The sequence below is a fragment of the Actinomadura sp. NPDC048394 genome, assembly GCF_040651755.1.
Lineage (GTDB): Bacteria > Actinomycetota > Actinomycetes > Streptosporangiales > Streptosporangiaceae > Spirillospora > Spirillospora montaniterrae.
Map to the genome: position 1 here is coordinate 1 of NZ_JBEZJL010000018.1, position 15,471 is coordinate 15,471.

The 15,471-nt window shown below is 74.2% G+C and carries 13 protein-coding genes; 2 read left to right on the plus strand and 11 right to left on the minus strand.

Features of this window, described 5'->3' with window-relative positions; genetic code table 11:
• Positions 1-116 precede the first annotated feature (116 nt).
• From pyrF to pyrR, 8 genes are all read right to left on the minus strand, one after another.
• Positions 117-842 carry an orotidine-5'-phosphate decarboxylase gene (gene pyrF / locus AB0C78_RS14755; protein ID WP_151542028.1) on the minus strand — a complete coding sequence of 242 codons (726 nt, stop codon included), beginning with the start codon at positions 840-842 and terminating at the stop codon, positions 117-119.
• The gene (locus AB0C78_RS14760) at positions 839-1,831 is read right to left on the minus strand and encodes a dihydroorotate dehydrogenase (RefSeq protein WP_360747083.1); all 993 of its coding nucleotides are present in this window, start codon (positions 1,829-1,831) and stop codon (positions 839-841) included. Before AB0C78_RS14760 ends, pyrF begins: the two co-directional genes overlap by 4 nt.
• Positions 1,828-2,715 (minus strand): dihydroorotate dehydrogenase electron transfer subunit, encoded by an 888-nt coding sequence (locus tag AB0C78_RS14765; protein ID WP_151542030.1) that lies wholly within the window; start codon positions 2,713-2,715, stop codon positions 1,828-1,830. Before AB0C78_RS14765 ends, AB0C78_RS14760 begins: the two co-directional genes overlap by 4 nt.
• A gap of 68 nt (positions 2,716-2,783) precedes the next feature.
• A complete protein-coding gene (carB, locus tag AB0C78_RS14770; protein WP_360747086.1) occupies positions 2,784-6,152 on the minus strand; it encodes a carbamoyl-phosphate synthase large subunit in 3,369 nt (1,122 codons plus the stop codon).
• Positions 6,152-7,270, minus strand: coding sequence for a glutamine-hydrolyzing carbamoyl-phosphate synthase small subunit (carA, locus tag AB0C78_RS14775; RefSeq protein WP_360747089.1), 1,119 nt, complete (start codon positions 7,268-7,270; stop codon positions 6,152-6,154). The genes carB and carA overlap by 1 nt, the downstream gene beginning before the upstream one ends.
• A complete protein-coding gene (locus AB0C78_RS14780; protein WP_360747092.1) occupies positions 7,267-8,553 on the minus strand; it encodes a dihydroorotase in 1,287 nt (428 codons plus the stop codon). Before AB0C78_RS14780 ends, carA begins: the two co-directional genes overlap by 4 nt.
• Positions 8,550-9,491, minus strand: a complete 942-nt coding sequence (locus AB0C78_RS14785; RefSeq protein ID WP_190861828.1) for an aspartate carbamoyltransferase catalytic subunit — start codon at positions 9,489-9,491, stop codon at positions 8,550-8,552. Before AB0C78_RS14785 ends, AB0C78_RS14780 begins: the two co-directional genes overlap by 4 nt.
• The gene (pyrR, locus tag AB0C78_RS14790; RefSeq protein WP_264159757.1) at positions 9,488-10,036 is read right to left on the minus strand and encodes a bifunctional pyr operon transcriptional regulator/uracil phosphoribosyltransferase PyrR; all 549 of its coding nucleotides are present in this window, start codon (positions 10,034-10,036) and stop codon (positions 9,488-9,490) included. The genes AB0C78_RS14785 and pyrR overlap by 4 nt, the downstream gene beginning before the upstream one ends.
• Positions 10,037-10,511: 475 nt before the next feature.
• Between pyrR and AB0C78_RS14795 the strand changes: the two genes are divergently transcribed.
• Positions 10,512-11,006 (plus strand): transcriptional regulator, encoded by a 495-nt coding sequence (locus AB0C78_RS14795; RefSeq protein WP_030145002.1) that lies wholly within the window; start codon positions 10,512-10,514, stop codon positions 11,004-11,006.
• Between the two features lie 265 nt (positions 11,007-11,271).
• Here AB0C78_RS14795 and AB0C78_RS14800 read toward each other — a convergent pair whose 3' ends face one another.
• The 3 genes from AB0C78_RS14800 to AB0C78_RS14810 all read right to left on the minus strand — a co-directional run bounded on the left by AB0C78_RS14800 (position 11,272) and on the right by AB0C78_RS14810 (position 14,719).
• The gene (locus tag AB0C78_RS14800; protein ID WP_360747097.1) at positions 11,272-12,684 is read right to left on the minus strand and encodes an MFS transporter; all 1,413 of its coding nucleotides are present in this window, start codon (positions 12,682-12,684) and stop codon (positions 11,272-11,274) included.
• Positions 12,685-12,773: 89 nt separating this feature from the next.
• Positions 12,774-13,976 (minus strand): CoA transferase, encoded by a 1,203-nt coding sequence (locus AB0C78_RS14805; RefSeq protein ID WP_360747100.1) that lies wholly within the window; start codon positions 13,974-13,976, stop codon positions 12,774-12,776.
• Between the two features lie 260 nt (positions 13,977-14,236).
• Positions 14,237-14,719, minus strand: a complete 483-nt coding sequence (locus AB0C78_RS14810; RefSeq protein ID WP_151542036.1) for an SAV_6107 family HEPN domain-containing protein — start codon at positions 14,717-14,719, stop codon at positions 14,237-14,239.
• A 281-nt stretch (positions 14,720-15,000) separates the two neighbouring features.
• On the opposite strand from AB0C78_RS14810, the gene AB0C78_RS14815 reads away from it, so the two are divergent.
• Positions 15,001-15,465 carry a YbaK/EbsC family protein gene (locus tag AB0C78_RS14815; protein WP_360747103.1) on the plus strand — a complete coding sequence of 155 codons (465 nt, stop codon included), beginning with the start codon at positions 15,001-15,003 and terminating at the stop codon, positions 15,463-15,465.
• Positions 15,466-15,471: the final 6 nt, after the last annotated feature.

Sequence of the window (15,471 nt, forward strand, 5' to 3'; positions counted from 1 at the left end):
CCCCGGCCACCGCCACGGGCAGGCCCGCGGAGCGAGTGCAGCGAGCGCAGCGGGCATGCCCGCCGGCTGGCAGGCCGTTTCGCCGCGGAGCGCCAGCGGAGCGGGGAAACGGCCTGTCAGCCGTGACGGGGGGTTCCGGGGGGTCGCTCCCCCGGGAATTTTCTGAGCGCGGCGGCCATGGCCGCGGCGGCGGCGCCGGGGTCGGGGGCGGCGGTGATGGGGCGGCCGATGACGAGGAGGTCGGCGCCGGCGGCGAGCGCGGCCTCGGGGGTGGCGACGCGGGCCTGGTCCTGGGTGTCCGCGCCGGCGGGGCGGACGCCGGGGGTGATGAGGGTGATGCCGGGGCCGACCTCGGCGCGGACGGCGGCGGCCTCCTGCGGGGAGCAGACGAGGGCCTGGGCGCCCGCGCCGACGGCGAGGGCGGCGAGGCGGCGGACGGCGTCGGGGGCGGGCCCCTCGATGCCGACGGCGCGCAGGTCGGCGTCGTCCAGGGAGGTGAGGACGGTCACCGCGGCGATCGTGGTGGCGGGGGCCGCCTCGACCGCCTCGCGGATCATGGCGGGGCCGCCGGCGGCGTGCACGGTGAGGTAGGACGGCTTGAGCCGGGCGACGGCGCGGGCGGCGCCGCGCACGGTGGCGGGGATGTCGTGCAGCTTGAGGTCGAGGAAGACCTGGACGCGGCTCGCGCCGCGGACGCTGGCGACGACGTCGGGCCCGTACCGCAGGTACAGCTCGAGGCCCACCTTGACGGTGGAGACGTGCGGCGTGACCAGGGTGGCCCAGCGCGCGGCCGTGTCCAGGTCGGGCGCGTCCAGCGCGACGGCGATGGGGGCTGCGGTCACAGCTTCTCCTTCTCGGGCTCTTGGGGCCGCACCTGGGGCGGCACGTAGCCGGCGGGCTTGTGGGCGAGCCCGACGGCGTCGGCGAGGCGCCCGATGCGGCGGGCGGCGAGGGCCTCGTCCAGCTCGCGCAGGACGCGGGGGCCGGCCGCGGGGTCGTGGAACAGGGCGGTGCCGACGGCGACGGCGGACGCGCCGGCCAGGATGAACTCGAGGGCGTCGAGGCCGGTGGCGATGCCGCCGACGCCGATGATCGGGGTGCTGGGCAGCGCGGCGTGCACCTGGTAGACGCAGCGGACGGCGATCGGCCGGATCGCGGGCCCGGACAGGCCGCCGGACACGCCGGTGAGGGCGGGCCGGAGGGTGTGCGGGTCGATGGCCATGCCGTCCATGGTGTTGATCAGGGTGAGGCCGTCGGCGCCGGCGTCGACGCAGGCGAGCGCGATCCCGACGATGTCGGTGACGTCGGGGGCGAGCTTGGCGAAGATCGGGGTGCCGGGGCGGGCGGCGGCGCGGACGGCGCGGAGCACGGAGGCGGCGGCGGACGGGTGCCAGCCGAACATGCGGCCGCGGTCCTCGACGTTGGGGCAGGCGACGTTGACCTCGATGGCGGCGACGCCGGGGACGTGGCGGAGCCGGCGGGCGAGGTCGCCGAACTCCTCGACGCTGTTGCCGGCGATGGACACGATGGTGCGGACGTCCTGCTCGATGAGCCAGGGAAGGTCGCGTTCCAGGAACGTCTCGATGCCGGGGCCGGGGAGGCCCATGGCGGTGAGGAGCCCGCTGGGGGTCTCGGTCACGCGCGGTGTGGGGCGTCCCGCGCGCGCTTGGGGCATCACCGAGGTGGTGACGAACGCGCCGAGGCGGGTGAGGTCGAAGAACTGGGCGAGTTCGCGTCCGGTGCCGCCGCATCCGGAGGCCGTCAGGACGGGGTTGGGAAGCTCCAGGGCACCGAGGGCGGTCCGCACCCGGTCGCTCGCCCGGTCGCTCACTTGGAGCCTCCTTCGGTGACGCTGAGGACGCGCGGCGCGCCGAGCGCGTCGAACGGGATGGTGCCGAGGTCGCCCCAGCGGACGCGGTCGCCGCGCAGGACGGGCCCGTCGGCGCAGGCGCGGACCATGCGGGTGACGCCGTCCTCGCCGTGGACGGGCAGCATGCAGGTCATGCAGACGCCGATGCCGCAGGCGCCGGTGCGCTGCAGGAACTCCTCGACCGACACCTGGGACGGCAGCCCGAACTCGCCGGCGATCTGGGTGACCGAGCGCAGCAGCCCGGTCGGCCCGCAGGCGTAGACGACGTCGGCGCCGGTCTCCTGGACGACGCGGGGCAGCACGTCGCGCATGGTGCCCTTCTCGCCGAGCGAGCCGTCCTCGGTGACGACGGTGGCGGAGTCGCCGATGCGCTGCGCCATCCGGGACCCGAACACCTGCTTGGCGGACGGGCCGGCGAGCACGAAGTGGACCTGGCAGCCGCGCCGCACCAGCGTGTCGGCGAGCGCGAACACCGCGGCGCCGCCGGGGCCGCCGGCGGCCAGCAGGCAGCTGACGGGGTCGCGGGGCAGCCGGAACGGGCGGCCGAGGGGGCCGAGCAGGTCGAGCTGGTCGCGGGCGCGGCGGCCGGCGAGCCAGCCGGTGCCGGGCTCGGTGTCGGCGAACACGACCTCGACGGTGCCGCCGTAGTCGGACTGGACCTGGTGGACGCCGAAGCAGCGGCGGACCAGCCGGGCGGTGTGCTCGCCGCCGACGGCGACGGCCACGAACTGGCCGGGCCGGAACCGCTCGGCGATGGCGGGCGCCACCAGCGTCATCGCGTGGTAGTCCTGCACCTGGCGGACCGTGAGGACCGTCGCCGACGTCTGCACCGGCGTGTCGGACACCCGTCTCCCTCTCCTCGTCGCGTCCGCCGCGCGGGCGGGACCGCCGGCCCCGCCCGCCGCGGCGGCTGTCACCCGGGCGCCACCGTGCCGTCACCCGCCGGGGCGACCGCGCCGGTGCGCCCGTGGGCGCCGCTGAGCCGCTCGGCGTGCTCCTGGAGGGAGCGGACGCCGACCTGGCCGCCCGCGACGGCCTCGATGCCCTGGACGGCGGCGGCGAGCCCCTGGACGGTCGTCACGCACGGTACGCCCCGCAGCACGGCCGCGGTGCGGATCTCGTACCCGTCGAGCCGCGGCCCCGACTGGCCGGGGCTTCCGAAGGGAGTATTGACGATGAGGTCGACCTCGCCGTCCAGGACGCGCCGCACGATGGTGGGCTCGCCGTCCGGGCCCGGGCCTTCGCTGTGCTTGCGCACGATCTTGGCACGCACGCCGTTGCGGCGCAGGACCTCCGCGGTCCCTTCCGTGGCAAGAATCTCAAAGCCCAGGTCAGCGAGCCGCTTGACCGGGAAGATCATGTGCCGTTTGTCGCGGTTCGCGACCGACACGAACGCGCGGCCCTTGGTGGGCAGCGAGCCGTAGGCGGCCTGCTGCGACTTGGCGAACGCGGTGCCGAACACCTCGTCGATGCCCATGACCTCGCCGGTGGAGCGCATCTCGGGGCCGAGGATGGTGTCGACGCCCTGGCCGCGCTCGTTGCGGAACCGGTCGAAGGGCAGCACGGCCTCCTTGACGGCGATCGGCGCGTCCAGCGGCAGGGTGCCGCCGTCGCCGGCCTCCGGGAGCAGCCCCTCGGCGCGCAGTTCGGCGATCGTGGCGCCCATCATGACGCGGGCGGCGGCCTTGGCGAGCTGCACCGCGGTCGCCTTCGACACGAACGGGACGGTCCGGGACGCGCGCGGGTTGGCCTCCAGGACGTACAGGACGCCCGCCGACAGCGCGTACTGGACGTTCATCAGCCCGCGGACCCCGACGCCCTTGGCGAGCGCCTCGGTGGACTCGCGGATGCGGCGGATGTCGTCGTGGCCGAGGGTGATGGGCGGCAGGGCGCACGCCGAGTCGCCGGAGTGGATGCCGGCCTCCTCGATGTGCTCCATGACGCCGCCGAGGTACAGCTCCTCGCCGTCGTAGAGGGCGTCGACGTCGATCTCGATGGCCTCGTCCAGGAACCGGTCGACGAGCACCGGGTGCTCCGGGCTGGCCTCGGTCGCCCGCGCCATGTACGACTCCAGCGTGGTGTCGTCGTACACGATCTCCATGCCGCGCCCGCCGAGCACGTAGGACGGCCGGACGAGGACGGGGTAGCCGATCTCGGCGGCGATCTCGAGGGCCTCCTCGTAGGAGGTGGCGGTGCCGTGCTTGGGCGCGAGCAGCCCGGCGCGGTGCAGGACGTGCCCGAACGCGCCGCGCTCCTCGGCGAGGTGGATGCTCTCGGGGGACGTCCCGACGATCGGCACGCCGGCGTCCTTGAGCTTCTGCGCCAGGCCGAGCGGGGTCTGCCCGCCGAGCTGGACGATGACGCCCGCGACCTCGCCGGACTGCTGCTCCGCGTACACCACCTCGAGGACGTCCTCCAGGGTGAGCGGCTCGAAGTAGAGCCGGTCGGAGGTGTCGTAGTCGGTGGAGACGGTCTCGGGGTTGCAGTTGACCATCACGGTCTCGTAGCCGGCGTCGGCGAGCGCGAACGAGGCGTGGACGCAGGAGTAGTCGAACTCGACGCCCTGGCCGATCCGGTTGGGCCCGCTGCCGAGGATGATCACCTTGGGCTTCGCGCCCGGCGGGACCTCGGTCTCCTCGTCGTAGGCGGAGTACAGGTAGGGGGTCTGCGCGGCGAACTCGGCGGCGCAGGTGTCGACGGTCAGGTAGACGGGGCGGACGCCGAGCGCGTGCCGCAGCTCCCGGACGACCTCCTCCGACAGGCCCCGCAGCTCGCCGATCTGCGCGTCGGAGAACCCGTGCCGCTTGGCGCGCAGGATCTTGTCGCGGGTGAGCGCGTCGTCGGCGGTGCGGATCTCCTCGGCGATCTCGTTGATCGCGGCGATCTGGTCGAGGAACCAGGGGTCGATCCCGGTCGCCTCGTAGACCTCCTGGATGCTCGCGCCGGCCCACAGCGCCCGCTGGACGTCGCGGAGCCGCCCGTCGTGCGGCCGCCGGGCCGACTCCAGCAGCTCCCGGTCGTCGGCGGCGCCGGCCCAGCTGAACGACGAGCCCGTGCGCTCCAGGGACCGCAGCGCCTTCTGCAGCGCCTCGGTGAAGCAGCGGCCGATCGCCATCGCCTCGCCGACCGACTTCATGTGGGTGGTGAGGGTCGGGTCGGCGCCGGGGAACTTCTCGAACGCGAACCGCGGCACCTTCACCACGACGTAGTCGAGGGTCGGCTCGAACGACGCGGGGGTCTCGCGGGTGATGTCGTTGGGGATCTCGTCGAGGGTGTAGCCGATGGCGAGCTTCGCGGCGATCTTGGCGATCGGGAAGCCGGTCGCCTTGGAGGCGAGGGCCGACGAGCGCGACACCCGCGGGTTCATCTCGATGACGATCATCCGGCCGGTGCCGGGGTGCACGGCGAACTGGATGTTGCAGCCGCCGGTGTCGACGCCGACCTCGCGGATCACCGCGATCGCGACGTCGCGCATGTTCTGGTACTCGCGGTCGGTCAGCGTCATCGCGGGCGCGACGGTGATCGAGTCGCCGGTGTGCACGCCCATCGGGTCGAGGTTCTCGATGGAGCACACGATGACCACGTTGTCGGCGCGGTCCCGCATGACCTCCAGCTCGTACTCCTTCCAGCCGAGGATGGACTCCTCGAGGAGCACCTCGTTGGTCGGCGACGCGTCGAGGCCGGCGCCGGCGATGCGGCGCAGCTCGTCCTCGTCGTGGGCGAAGCCGGAGCCGCGGCCGCCCATGGTGAACGACGGCCGGACGACGAGCGGGTAGCCGAGCTCGCCGGCCGCCGCGATGATCTCGTCCATCGTGTGGCAGATGACGGACCGGGCGGACTCGGCGTTCAGGCCCTGCTCGCGCGCGACCTTGGCGACGATCTCCTTGAACCTCTCGCGGTTCTCGCCGGCCTGGATCGCGTCCACGTCGGCGCCGATCAGCTCGACGCCGTACTTGGCGAGGACGCCGCTCTCGAACAGCGCGATGGCGGTGTTGAGGGCCGTCTGGCCGCCCAGGGTGGGCAGCAGCGCGTCCGGCCGCTCCTTGGCGATGATCTTCTCGACGACCTCGGGGGTGATCGGCTCGACGTAGGTGGCGTCGGCGAACTCCGGGTCGGTCATGATCGTGGCGGGGTTGCTGTTGACCAGCGTCACCCGCAGGCCCTCGGCCTTCAGCACCCGGCACGCCTGCGTGCCGGAGTAGTCGAACTCGCACGCCTGGCCGATGACGATCGGCCCCGAGCCGATGACCAGGACGGACTTCAGGTCTTCGCGGCGCGGCATTACTTCGACGCCTCCATGATCTCGCAGAAACGGTCGAAGAGCCCGGACGCGTCGTGCGGGCCCGCCGCGGCCTCCGGGTGGTACTGGACGCTGAACGCCGGGCGGTCCAGGAGCCGCAGCCCCTCGACGCAGCCGTCGTTGAGGTTCACGTGGCTGACCTCGGCGCGGCCGTACGGGGTGTCGAACGGGCCGTCGGTGGGCGCGTCCACGGCGAACCCGTGGTTGTGCGCGGACACGTCGACCTTGCCGGTCGCCTTGTCCTGGACGGGCTGGTTGATGCCCCGGTGCCCGAACCGCAGCTTGTAGGTGCCGAGGCCGAGCGCGCGGCCGAAGATCTGGTTGCCGAAGCAGATGCCGAAGAACGGCTTGCCGGCGTCCAGGACGCCGCGCAGCGCGTCGACCGCGTACCCGGCGGCGGCGGGGTCGCCGGGGCCGTTGGAGAAGAACACCCCGTCGGGGTTCAGCGCGAGGATGTCCTCGGCGGTGCTGCCCGCGGGCAGCACGTGCACCTCGCAGCCCCGCTCGGACATCCGGTACGGCGTCATCGCCTTGATGCCGAGGTCGACGGCGGCGACGGTGTACCGCTTCCCGCCCTGCGCCGCGACGACGTACGGCTCGGCGGCCGAGACGTCCCGGGCGAGGTCGGCGCCCTCCATCGACGGGCTCTGCCGCACGCGCTCCACCAGCGCGTCCTCGCCGGGCGCGACGGCGTCCGGGCCGCTGAAGATCGCGGCGCGCATCGCGCCCTTGTCGCGCAGGTGCCGGGTCAGCGCGCGGGTCCCGGGGATCGCGATGCCCACGATCCCCTGCTCGCGCAGCGCCGACCCGAGCGAGCCGGTCGCGCGCCAGTTGGACGCCACGCGGGCGGGCTCGCGCACCACGTACCCGGCGACCTGGATGCGCGCCGACTCCGGGTCCTCGGTGTTGACGCCGGTGTTGCCGATGTGGGGGGACGTCATCGCGACGATCTGGCGGGCGTACGAGGGGTCGGTCAGGGTCTCCTGGTAGCCGGTCATGCCGGTGTTGAAGACCATCTCGCCGAAGGTCTCCCCGGTGGCGCCGTAGGCGGTCCCGCGGAAGACCCTGCCGTCTTCCAGAACGAGCAGTGCAGGGGTCACTGAAGCTTCCCTTCCAGGACGGTCGGCTCGCCGCGCAGGAACGTCGCGACGACCCGGCCCGGCAGCTCCAGCCCCGCGAACGGGGTGTTGCGGCTCTTGGAGGTCATCGCCGACGGGTCCACCGCGCGGCGCGGCGACGGGTCGTACAGCGTGATGTTGGCGGGCGAACCTGCCTCCAGCGGACGACCCTGTCCGGTAAGGCGGCCGATCTCGGCGGGACGGTACGACATCCGGTCGGCGACGCCGGCCCAGTCCAGCAGGCCGGTCTCCACCATCGCCTCCTGGACGACCGGCAGCGCCGTCTCCAGCCCGATCATGCCCATCGCGGCGACCGCCCACTCGGTCTCCTTGGCCTCGACCGGGTGGGGGGCGTGGTCGGTGGCGACGCAGTCGATGGTGCCGTCGGCGAGCGCGTGCCGCAGCGCGGTGACGTCGTCGGCGGTGCGCAGCGGCGGGTTGACCTTGAAGATCGGGTCGTAGGTGCCGGCCTTGGCGTCGTTCAGCAGCAGGTGGTGCGGGGTGACCTCGGCGGTCACCGGGCAGCCCTTGCTCTTCGCCCAGCGGATGATCTCCACCGAGCCGGCGGTGGACACGTGGCAGACGTGCAGCCGCGACCCGACGTGCTGGGCGAGCAGCACGTCCCGGGCGATGATCGCCTCCTCGGCGACCGCGGGCCAGCCGCGCAGCCCGAGCGCGGCCGACATCTCGCCCTCGTTCATCTGCGCGCCCTCGGTGAGCCGTGGCTCCTGCGCGTGCTGCGCGACGACGCCGTCGAACGCCTTCACGTACTCCAGCGCCCGCCGCATGATCACCGCGTCGGACACGCAGTGCCCGTCGTCGGAGAACACCCGGACCGCGGCGGCGGAGTCGGCCATCGCGCCGAGCTCGGCGAGCTGCTCGCCGGCGATCCCGCGCGTCACCGCGCCGACGGGCTGGACGTCGCAGTACCCGGCCTCGCGGCCGAGCCGCCACACCTGCTCGACGACGCCGGCGGTGTCGGCGACCGGGTCGGTGTTGGCCATCGCGTGGACGGCGGTGTAGCCGCCCATCGCCGCCGCCTTCGTGCCGGACTCGACGGTCTCGGCGTCCTCGCGCCCGGGCTCGCGCAGGTGGGTGTGCAGGTCGACCAGGCCGGGCAGCGCGACGAGGCCGGCGGCGTCGATGACCTGCGCGCCCGCCTCGTCCAGCCCGGCGCCGACCTCGGCGATGACGCCGTCGCGGACCAGGATGTCGGCGGGCTCGCCGCCGAGGATCCGGGCGCCCTTGATGATGTACGTGCTCACTGGGAGACCTCCTGGCCGATCGCGGGCTCGGAGCCCCCGAGCAGCAGGTACAGGACCGCCATGCGGGCGCTGACGCCGTTGGCGACCTGCTCGACGATCGTGGAACGGACGGAGTCGGCGACCTCCGCGGCGATCTCGACGCCGCGGTTCATCGGGCCGGGGTGCATGACGATGGCGTGGTCGGGGAGCGCCGCCATGCGCTCGGCGTCGAGGCCGTAGCGGCGGCTGTACTCGCGCACCGTCGGGAAGTACGCGGCGTTCATCCGCTCCTGCTGGACCCGCAGCATCATGATCACGTCGCTCTTGGGGAGCACGCCGTCGAGGTCGTAGGAGACCGAGCAGGGCCAGGTGTCGATCGCGACCGGCAGCAGCGTCGGCGGCGCGACGACGGTGACGTCCGCGCCGAGCGTGTTGAGCAGCAGCACGTTGGATCGTGCCACCCGGCTGTGCAGGACGTCGCCGACGATCGTGACGCGGCGGCCCTCCAGGTCGCCGAGCCGCTTGCGCATCGTGAACGCGTCCAGCAGCGCCTGCGTCGGATGCTCGTGCGTGCCGTCGCCGGCGTTGACGACGCTGCCCTGCACCCAGCCGGCGAGCCGGTGCGGGGCGCCGGACGCGCCGTGCCGGATGACGACGCCGTCGGCGCCCATCGCCTCCAGGGTGAGCGCGGTGTCCTTCAGGCTCTCGCCCTTGGACACGCTCGACCCCTTCGCCGAGAAGTTGATCACGTCGGCGGATAGCCGCTTGGCGGCGGCCTCGAACGAGATCCGGGTGCGGGTGGAGTCCTCGAAGAACAGGTTGACGACCGTCCGGCCGCGCAGCGTCGGCAGCTTCTTGACGGCGCGGCTCGCGATCTGCGCGAGCTCCTCGGCCGTGTCCAGCACCAGCAGCGCGTCGTCGCGGGTCAGGTCGGCCGCCGAGATCAGATGGCGTTTCACTTGGCTCCCTCCGCGGGGACGGGCGCCCCTGCCGCGGGGCCGAGCAGGACGGCGTCGCGGCCGTCGTTCTCGGCCAGCAGCACCTTCACGTTCTCGCGCATCGAGGTGGGCAGGTTCTTGCCCACGTAGTCGGCGCGGATGGGCAGCTCCCGGTGCCCGCGGTCCACCAGGACGGCGAGCTGCACGGCGCGCGGCCGCCCGAGGTCGTTGAGCGCGTCGAGCGCGGCGCGGACCGTCCGGCCGGAGAACAGCACGTCGTCGACCAGCACGACGACGCGGTCGTCGATCCCGTCGGACGGCAGCTCGGTGCGGCCGAGCGCGCGCGCGGGACGCATGCGCAGGTCGTCGCGGTACATGGTCACGTCGAGGGAGCCCCACGGCACCGGCCGGCCCTCGACGTCGTGCAGCAGCCCGGCGAGCCGCTCGGCGAGCGTCACGCCGCGGGTCTGGATGCCGAGGAGCAGGACGTCGTGCCCGCCCTTGGTGCGTTCGAGGATCTCGTGCGCGATCCGGGTCAGCGCCCGCCTGATGTCGGGACCCTCCAGAACGGCCTTGGGCCGGGGGTCCGTGTCCGGGCGCGCCCCCGCAGGCCGGTCCGGCCTGGAGGCAGCATTCACCACCGGAACCTCCTTTCCCGCCTCACGGGACGGGTCTTAAAGGACGTCTTGTCCCCGACACGGTAGCAGCCGGGCGCGGCTGCCCCGCACCCGGGCCTCCCGCGTCTTGCCTGGTGAGAGGGGTCACACTCGGCCCGCGCGGGAGGCCGTCCGGCGCCCGCCGGCGGGCCCGCGCGGCCCTGCCCGGCAGGGGCTGCGGGGATCCGGACGGCCCGGATCGAGACCTGCGGATTCGACCGCTTTTTTCCAATCAGCTTGACCTAGGGCCCTCACCGTTTTACCGTCACTGTCCGTAACCATCCCTGGGGACAGGGTCTTGGGCCCGAAAGGCTCCGGGAATCTGTCTCCCCCCGGCATCCGCCGGGGTCCAACGACGACGAAAGTGAGCCTGGGGGGCCGCAGAATGCCGTCTGAATACGCTAAGGCTCTCGGCGCGCGCCTGCGCGCCATCCGCACCCAGCAGGGGCTGTCGCTGCACGGTGTGGAGGAGAAGTCCCGCGGCCGCTGGAAGGCCGTCGTCGTGGGTTCGTACGAGCGGGGCGACCGCGCCGTCACCGTTCAGAAGCTGGCCGAGCTCGCCGATTTCTACGGCGTGCCGGTTTCCGAGTTGCTGCCCGGCGGAGCCGCGCCGAGCCCGCTCGGGCCCACGCCCAAGCTCGTCATCGACCTTGAGCGGCTGCAGCAGCTTCCGAAGGACAAGGCCGGTCCTCTCGCCCGTTACGCCGCGACGATCCAGAGCCAGCGGGGCGACTACAACGGAAAGGTCCTGTCCATCCGCCAGGAAGACCTGCGCTCCCTGGCGGTCATCTATGACAAGTCCCCGACCGAGCTGACCGAAGAGCTCATCACCTGGGGCGTGCTCGACCCGGAGGCGCGCCGCGCCGTCGAGTCGTTCTGATCGACCGCACCACCGGTTCCACGTACCACCGGTTCCACGCACCACCGGTTCGACGCATCACCGTGACGGGGCCCGGCTCACCGCCGGGTCCCGTTCCGTTTCGCCCGCGCACGGCCGGCCGGGCGCGGGCGGAACTCGATAGCGATTCCGCCCGGATTCCCCCGGGGCAGCGAATTTCCCCGAAAAGCGCGGCGGTCCCACCCGCACGCGCGCGGTTCCCGCGGCCCGCGGGCCGCAGCCATCACTCTGCGTCCACCCCGCCGCGTCACGGCACGGGGGCGGCCCGGCGCTCCTCGCCGCAGGACGGGACGCGGCCGTCCGGGCGGCGGCCCCGGCGCGGGACGAGCAGGGCGAGCGGGAGCACGGCGACCATGACGGCGGCGCTGACCGCGAACCCCGACGAGAAGCCGCGCTCGCCCGGCAGGCCCGCCACGATCACGGCGCTGACCTGCGTGCCGAGGGACGCGCCGACGGTGCGGATGAGGGTGTTGATGCCGGTGGCGACGCCCGTCTCCCCCGCCGGGACGGCCGCGACGACGAGGTTCGCGACGGCGGCGTAGGCGAACCCGAGGCCGATGCCGCGGCCGAGCCCGCCGACGTAGAGCTGCCACATCGCCGCGTGCTCGACGACCACGAACGCGTAGCCGGCGGCGGTCAGCACCGCCCCGCCGAGCAGCACCAGGCGGGACCCGATCCGGCGGTCGAGGAGCCCGGCGGTCATCCCCGCCGCCGTCATCCCGACGCTGGCGGGCAGCTGCAGCAGGGCCGCCTGCGTGGCCGTCCCGCCGAAGCCGTACCCGGTGCTCGCGGGCAGCTGGACGAGCAGCGGGAACAGCAGCCCGCCCGCCATCAGCGCGTACCCCGACAGCAGCGACGCGGCGTTCGCCGTCCAGACCCCGCGGACGCGCATCAGCCGCAGGTCGACGAGGGGTTCGGCGACGCGGGCCTCGACCCGCAGCCACGCCGCCGCCAGCACCGCGGCGAGGCCGAGCAGGCCGAGGACGCCCGGGGACGTCCAGCCCCAGTCCATCCCCTCGGTGAGCGCGGTCAGCGCCGCGACCAGCCAGCCGGCGAACAGCGCGGCGCCCCACCAGTCGACCCCGGCGGCCTCCCGGGGCTCCGAGGCCGGAACGATCCACCAGGCGAGCAGGACGCCCGGCAGCAGCCCGGCCACCGGCACCCAGAGCAGCCAGCGCCAGCCCAGCAGGTCGATGATCGGGCCGGCCAGGCACCACGACACCGCGCCGCCGAGGCCCAGCATGGACGACATCAGGCCGACCGCCGACGCGGTCCGGGCGGGCGGGAACACGTCCCGGATGATCGTGTAGGCGAGCGGGAAGACGCCGCCGCCGATCCCGCTCAGCATCCGGCCGAACAGCATCAGCGGGAGCGACCCGGCCGCCGCCGCGATCACCATGCCGACGGTGGCGATGGCCAGGACCGCGAGCAGCACGCGGCGCGGCCCGTACAGGTCGCCGAGCCGGCCGACCACGGGCGTCGCCACGGCCGCCGACAGCGTCATCGACGTGATCGCCCAGGCGGCGCCGGCCGCCGTGGTGTGCAGGCCCTGCTGGATCAGCGCGAGCGCGGGCGTCACGACCGCCATCGACAGCGAGTACGCCATCACGCCGAGGAACGCCAGCAGCGGCACCAGCCCGCGCCCGCCCCGCGCCCGCACCGCGCCCTCCCTTACTTCGCCGCCCTAACGATCTCACATCCCCCCAAAAGCGACATCGGCGGCCCGCCGCTCCGTTGACGCGCGGCGTGTCAGCGTGGCCGGGCCTCGCCCGCTATGCCGCGGGACTGGAGGGACGCGATCTCCGCGTCGGGCAGGCCCAGCACGTCGCGGAGGATCTCGGCGGTGTGCTGGCCCAGCTCCGGGGCGGGCGCCGGGACGGGCTCCTCGTCGCCCAGCCGCATCGGGGACGCCGGGGCGAGGTGGCGGCCGATGCCCGGCTGGTCGATCTCGCCCATGAGCGGCTCGTCGTGCAGCCCCGCGGCGACCTCGGCGAAGTCGCGGTACCGGGAGCACAGCACGGATGTGCCCTTCAAGGCGTCCTCGACCTCCGCGGACGTGCGGGACGCGAACCACGGGGCGAGGACGCCGCCGAGCGCGTCCCGGTAGGCGTAGCGGTCGCCCGCGGTGCGGAAGTCGGCGCCGAGCGCGCGCTCCAGGGCGTCCGCGACCTCGGTGAGGCCGGTGGCGGCGACCAGGTCCCGCCAGTGGCGGGCGGTGAGGACGGCGACCATGACGCGCCCGTCGGCGGTGGCGAAGTCGCGGCCGAAGTCGCCGAACAGCTGGTTGCCGAGCCGCGGCCGGACCTGCCCGAGCTGCGCCTCGGCGAGCATGCCGAGGTTCCCGGCGGTGGCGAGCGCCACGTCGGACAGCGCGACGCGCAGCCGCGTCCCCTCCCCGGTCCGCAGCCGGTGCCGCTCGGCGGCCAGCAGCCCGATCGCGAGGTACAGCCCGCACGCGACGTCCCAGGCGGGCATGACGTGGTTGGACGGCTCGGCGCTCCCGGACGGCCCGGTGATCGACGGGAAGCCGACCGCGGCGTTCACCGTGTAGTCCACGGCGTTGCCGCCGTCGCGGGTGCCGAGGAGCTGGACGTGGATCAGGTCGGGCCGCGCCTCGCGCAGCGCCTCGTAGGTGAGGCCGTCGCGGGGCGGCGCGTTCGTCAGCACCACGCCAGCGTCGGCGGCCAGCCGGGCGACGAGGGCACGCCCCTCGGCCGACCGCAGGTCCGCGGTGAGGGACCGCTTGCCCTTGTTCAGCCCGGCCCAGTACAGGCTGCGGCCGGACGGGGCGAGCGGCCACCGGTCGATGTCGGGGCCGCCGCCGGTCTGGTCGACGCGGATCACGTCCGCGCCGAGCTGGGCGAGGGTCATCCCGCCGAGCGGCGAGGCGACGAAGCTGGACAGCTCGACCACCCGCAGCCCCGCGAGCGGCGGCGTCACGTCATTCTGCATTCCACGGAGTATTCCGCGCGGCCATCACGACCGGCGCGCCGGGAGGGCCCGGCTTCCCGCGCACCGAACACCTCGCCGCCGAACTCGACGGGCGGGACCGCGCCGGCACCGGTCGGCTCGGGGGTTGGCGACCGGCGCCGGCGCGATCGTCGGGGGGCGGGAGCGCCGGGCCGGGCCGCACGCTCGGTGGGAGCGGCGGCCCGGCCGCGGCAGGGCCGTGCCCTGGGGAGGGTCGGGCGGCCCTTCGAGGGGGTCTCGGGTCAGGACGTCGGCAACGTGGGCTGGCTGGTGACGCCGAGGGTGTCCTCGACGAGGGTGACGAAGACCTCCGCGTCGTGGAGGAGCTCCTCCGCCTCGCGCGGGCTGACGGCGCGCGGGAGGCCGGCCTCGGCCGCGGCGCGCTTGTCGGCGCCGGCGGCGAAGAACGCGGCCCACTCGCGCAGCGCGGGCTCGGCCTCGGGCAGCAGCACCCAGACGCTGCGCGGCCGCCCGCGGCGGTGGGTCTCCAGGGGCTCCTTGGACGCCAGCACCGCGGCGGCGGCGCGCAGCGCGGCCAGGTGGGCGCAGACGTAGCGGACGGCGGGCGAGGTGGCCTCGGCCGCCTCGGCGAGGCCCATGCGGGCGGCGTGCAGCTGGCCGACCGCCGTGTGGGCGGGGCGCGGCGCGGGGAGCGCGCGGTGGCGCGGGCCCGGCGCGGGCTGGGCGGCGGAGTGGACTCCGCGCGCGGCCGTCGTTGCGGACATGACTGCCTCCTTCCGGGGCTCGGGCCGGCCGGGCGGAGAGCTTCCCCTCACTCCGCCCGGCCGTCCGTCCCGCCGGCCACCGCTGCGCCGGTCGGGGACGTCGCCCTGGTGCGGGCCGCGAGTCCCGCACCACATCGAACATAAGTTCGACGCACTCACAGTAAAGCGCCCTGCCGCCGATTCGTCAACGTGTTCGAACGGGTGTCGCTTCCCGCAGGCCGGAGCCGTTCGCGCAGGCGAACGAGGAGGTCCGGCGGCCCGGCGCACCGTAGGGTGCAGGCATGCATCCGAATGTCGAACGGGTCGCCGCGGCGCTGCGCGCGCACGGCGCCACCGGCGAGATCGTCGAGCTGCCGGACTCGGCCCGCACCGCGCAGGCCGCCGCCGACCAGCTCGGCTGCGAGGTCGGCGCGATCGCCAACAGCCTGGTGTTCGACGCCGACGGGACGCCGCTGCTGGTGATGACCAGCGGCGCGCACCGCGTGGACACCGGCAAGGTCGCGCTGCTGGTCGGCGCGGAGAAGGTGCGGCGGGCGACGCCCGAGTTCGTCCGGGCGGCGACCGGGCAGACGATCGGCGGCGTCGCGCCGGTCGGCCACCCGGCCCCGATCCGCACGCTCGTGGACGTGTGGCTGGACAAGTACGACGAGGTCTGGGCCGCCGGCGGGCTCGCGCACACCGTGTTCCCGACCTCCTACGCGGAACTGCTGAAGATCACCGGGGGCGACCCGGCCGAAGTGGGCTGAGAGGCT

Bases quoted from the DNA above. Each gene is read 5' to 3' on its own strand.
- AB0C78_RS14810 (WP_151542036.1), bottom strand. From the start codon at position 14,719: ATGTCCGCAACGACGGCCGCGCGCGGAGTCCACTCCGCCGCCCAGCCC.
- AB0C78_RS14815 (WP_360747103.1), top strand. From the start codon at position 15,001: ATGCATCCGAATGTCGAACGGGTCGCCGCGGCGCTGCGCGCGCACGGC.
- carB (WP_360747086.1), bottom strand. From the start codon at position 6,152: ATGCCGCGCCGCGAAGACCTGAAGTCCGTCCTGGTCATCGGCTCGGGG.
- AB0C78_RS14795 (WP_030145002.1), top strand. From the start codon at position 10,512: ATGCCGTCTGAATACGCTAAGGCTCTCGGCGCGCGCCTGCGCGCCATC.
- AB0C78_RS14805 (WP_360747100.1), bottom strand. From the start codon at position 13,976: ATGCAGAATGACGTGACGCCGCCGCTCGCGGGGCTGCGGGTGGTCGAG.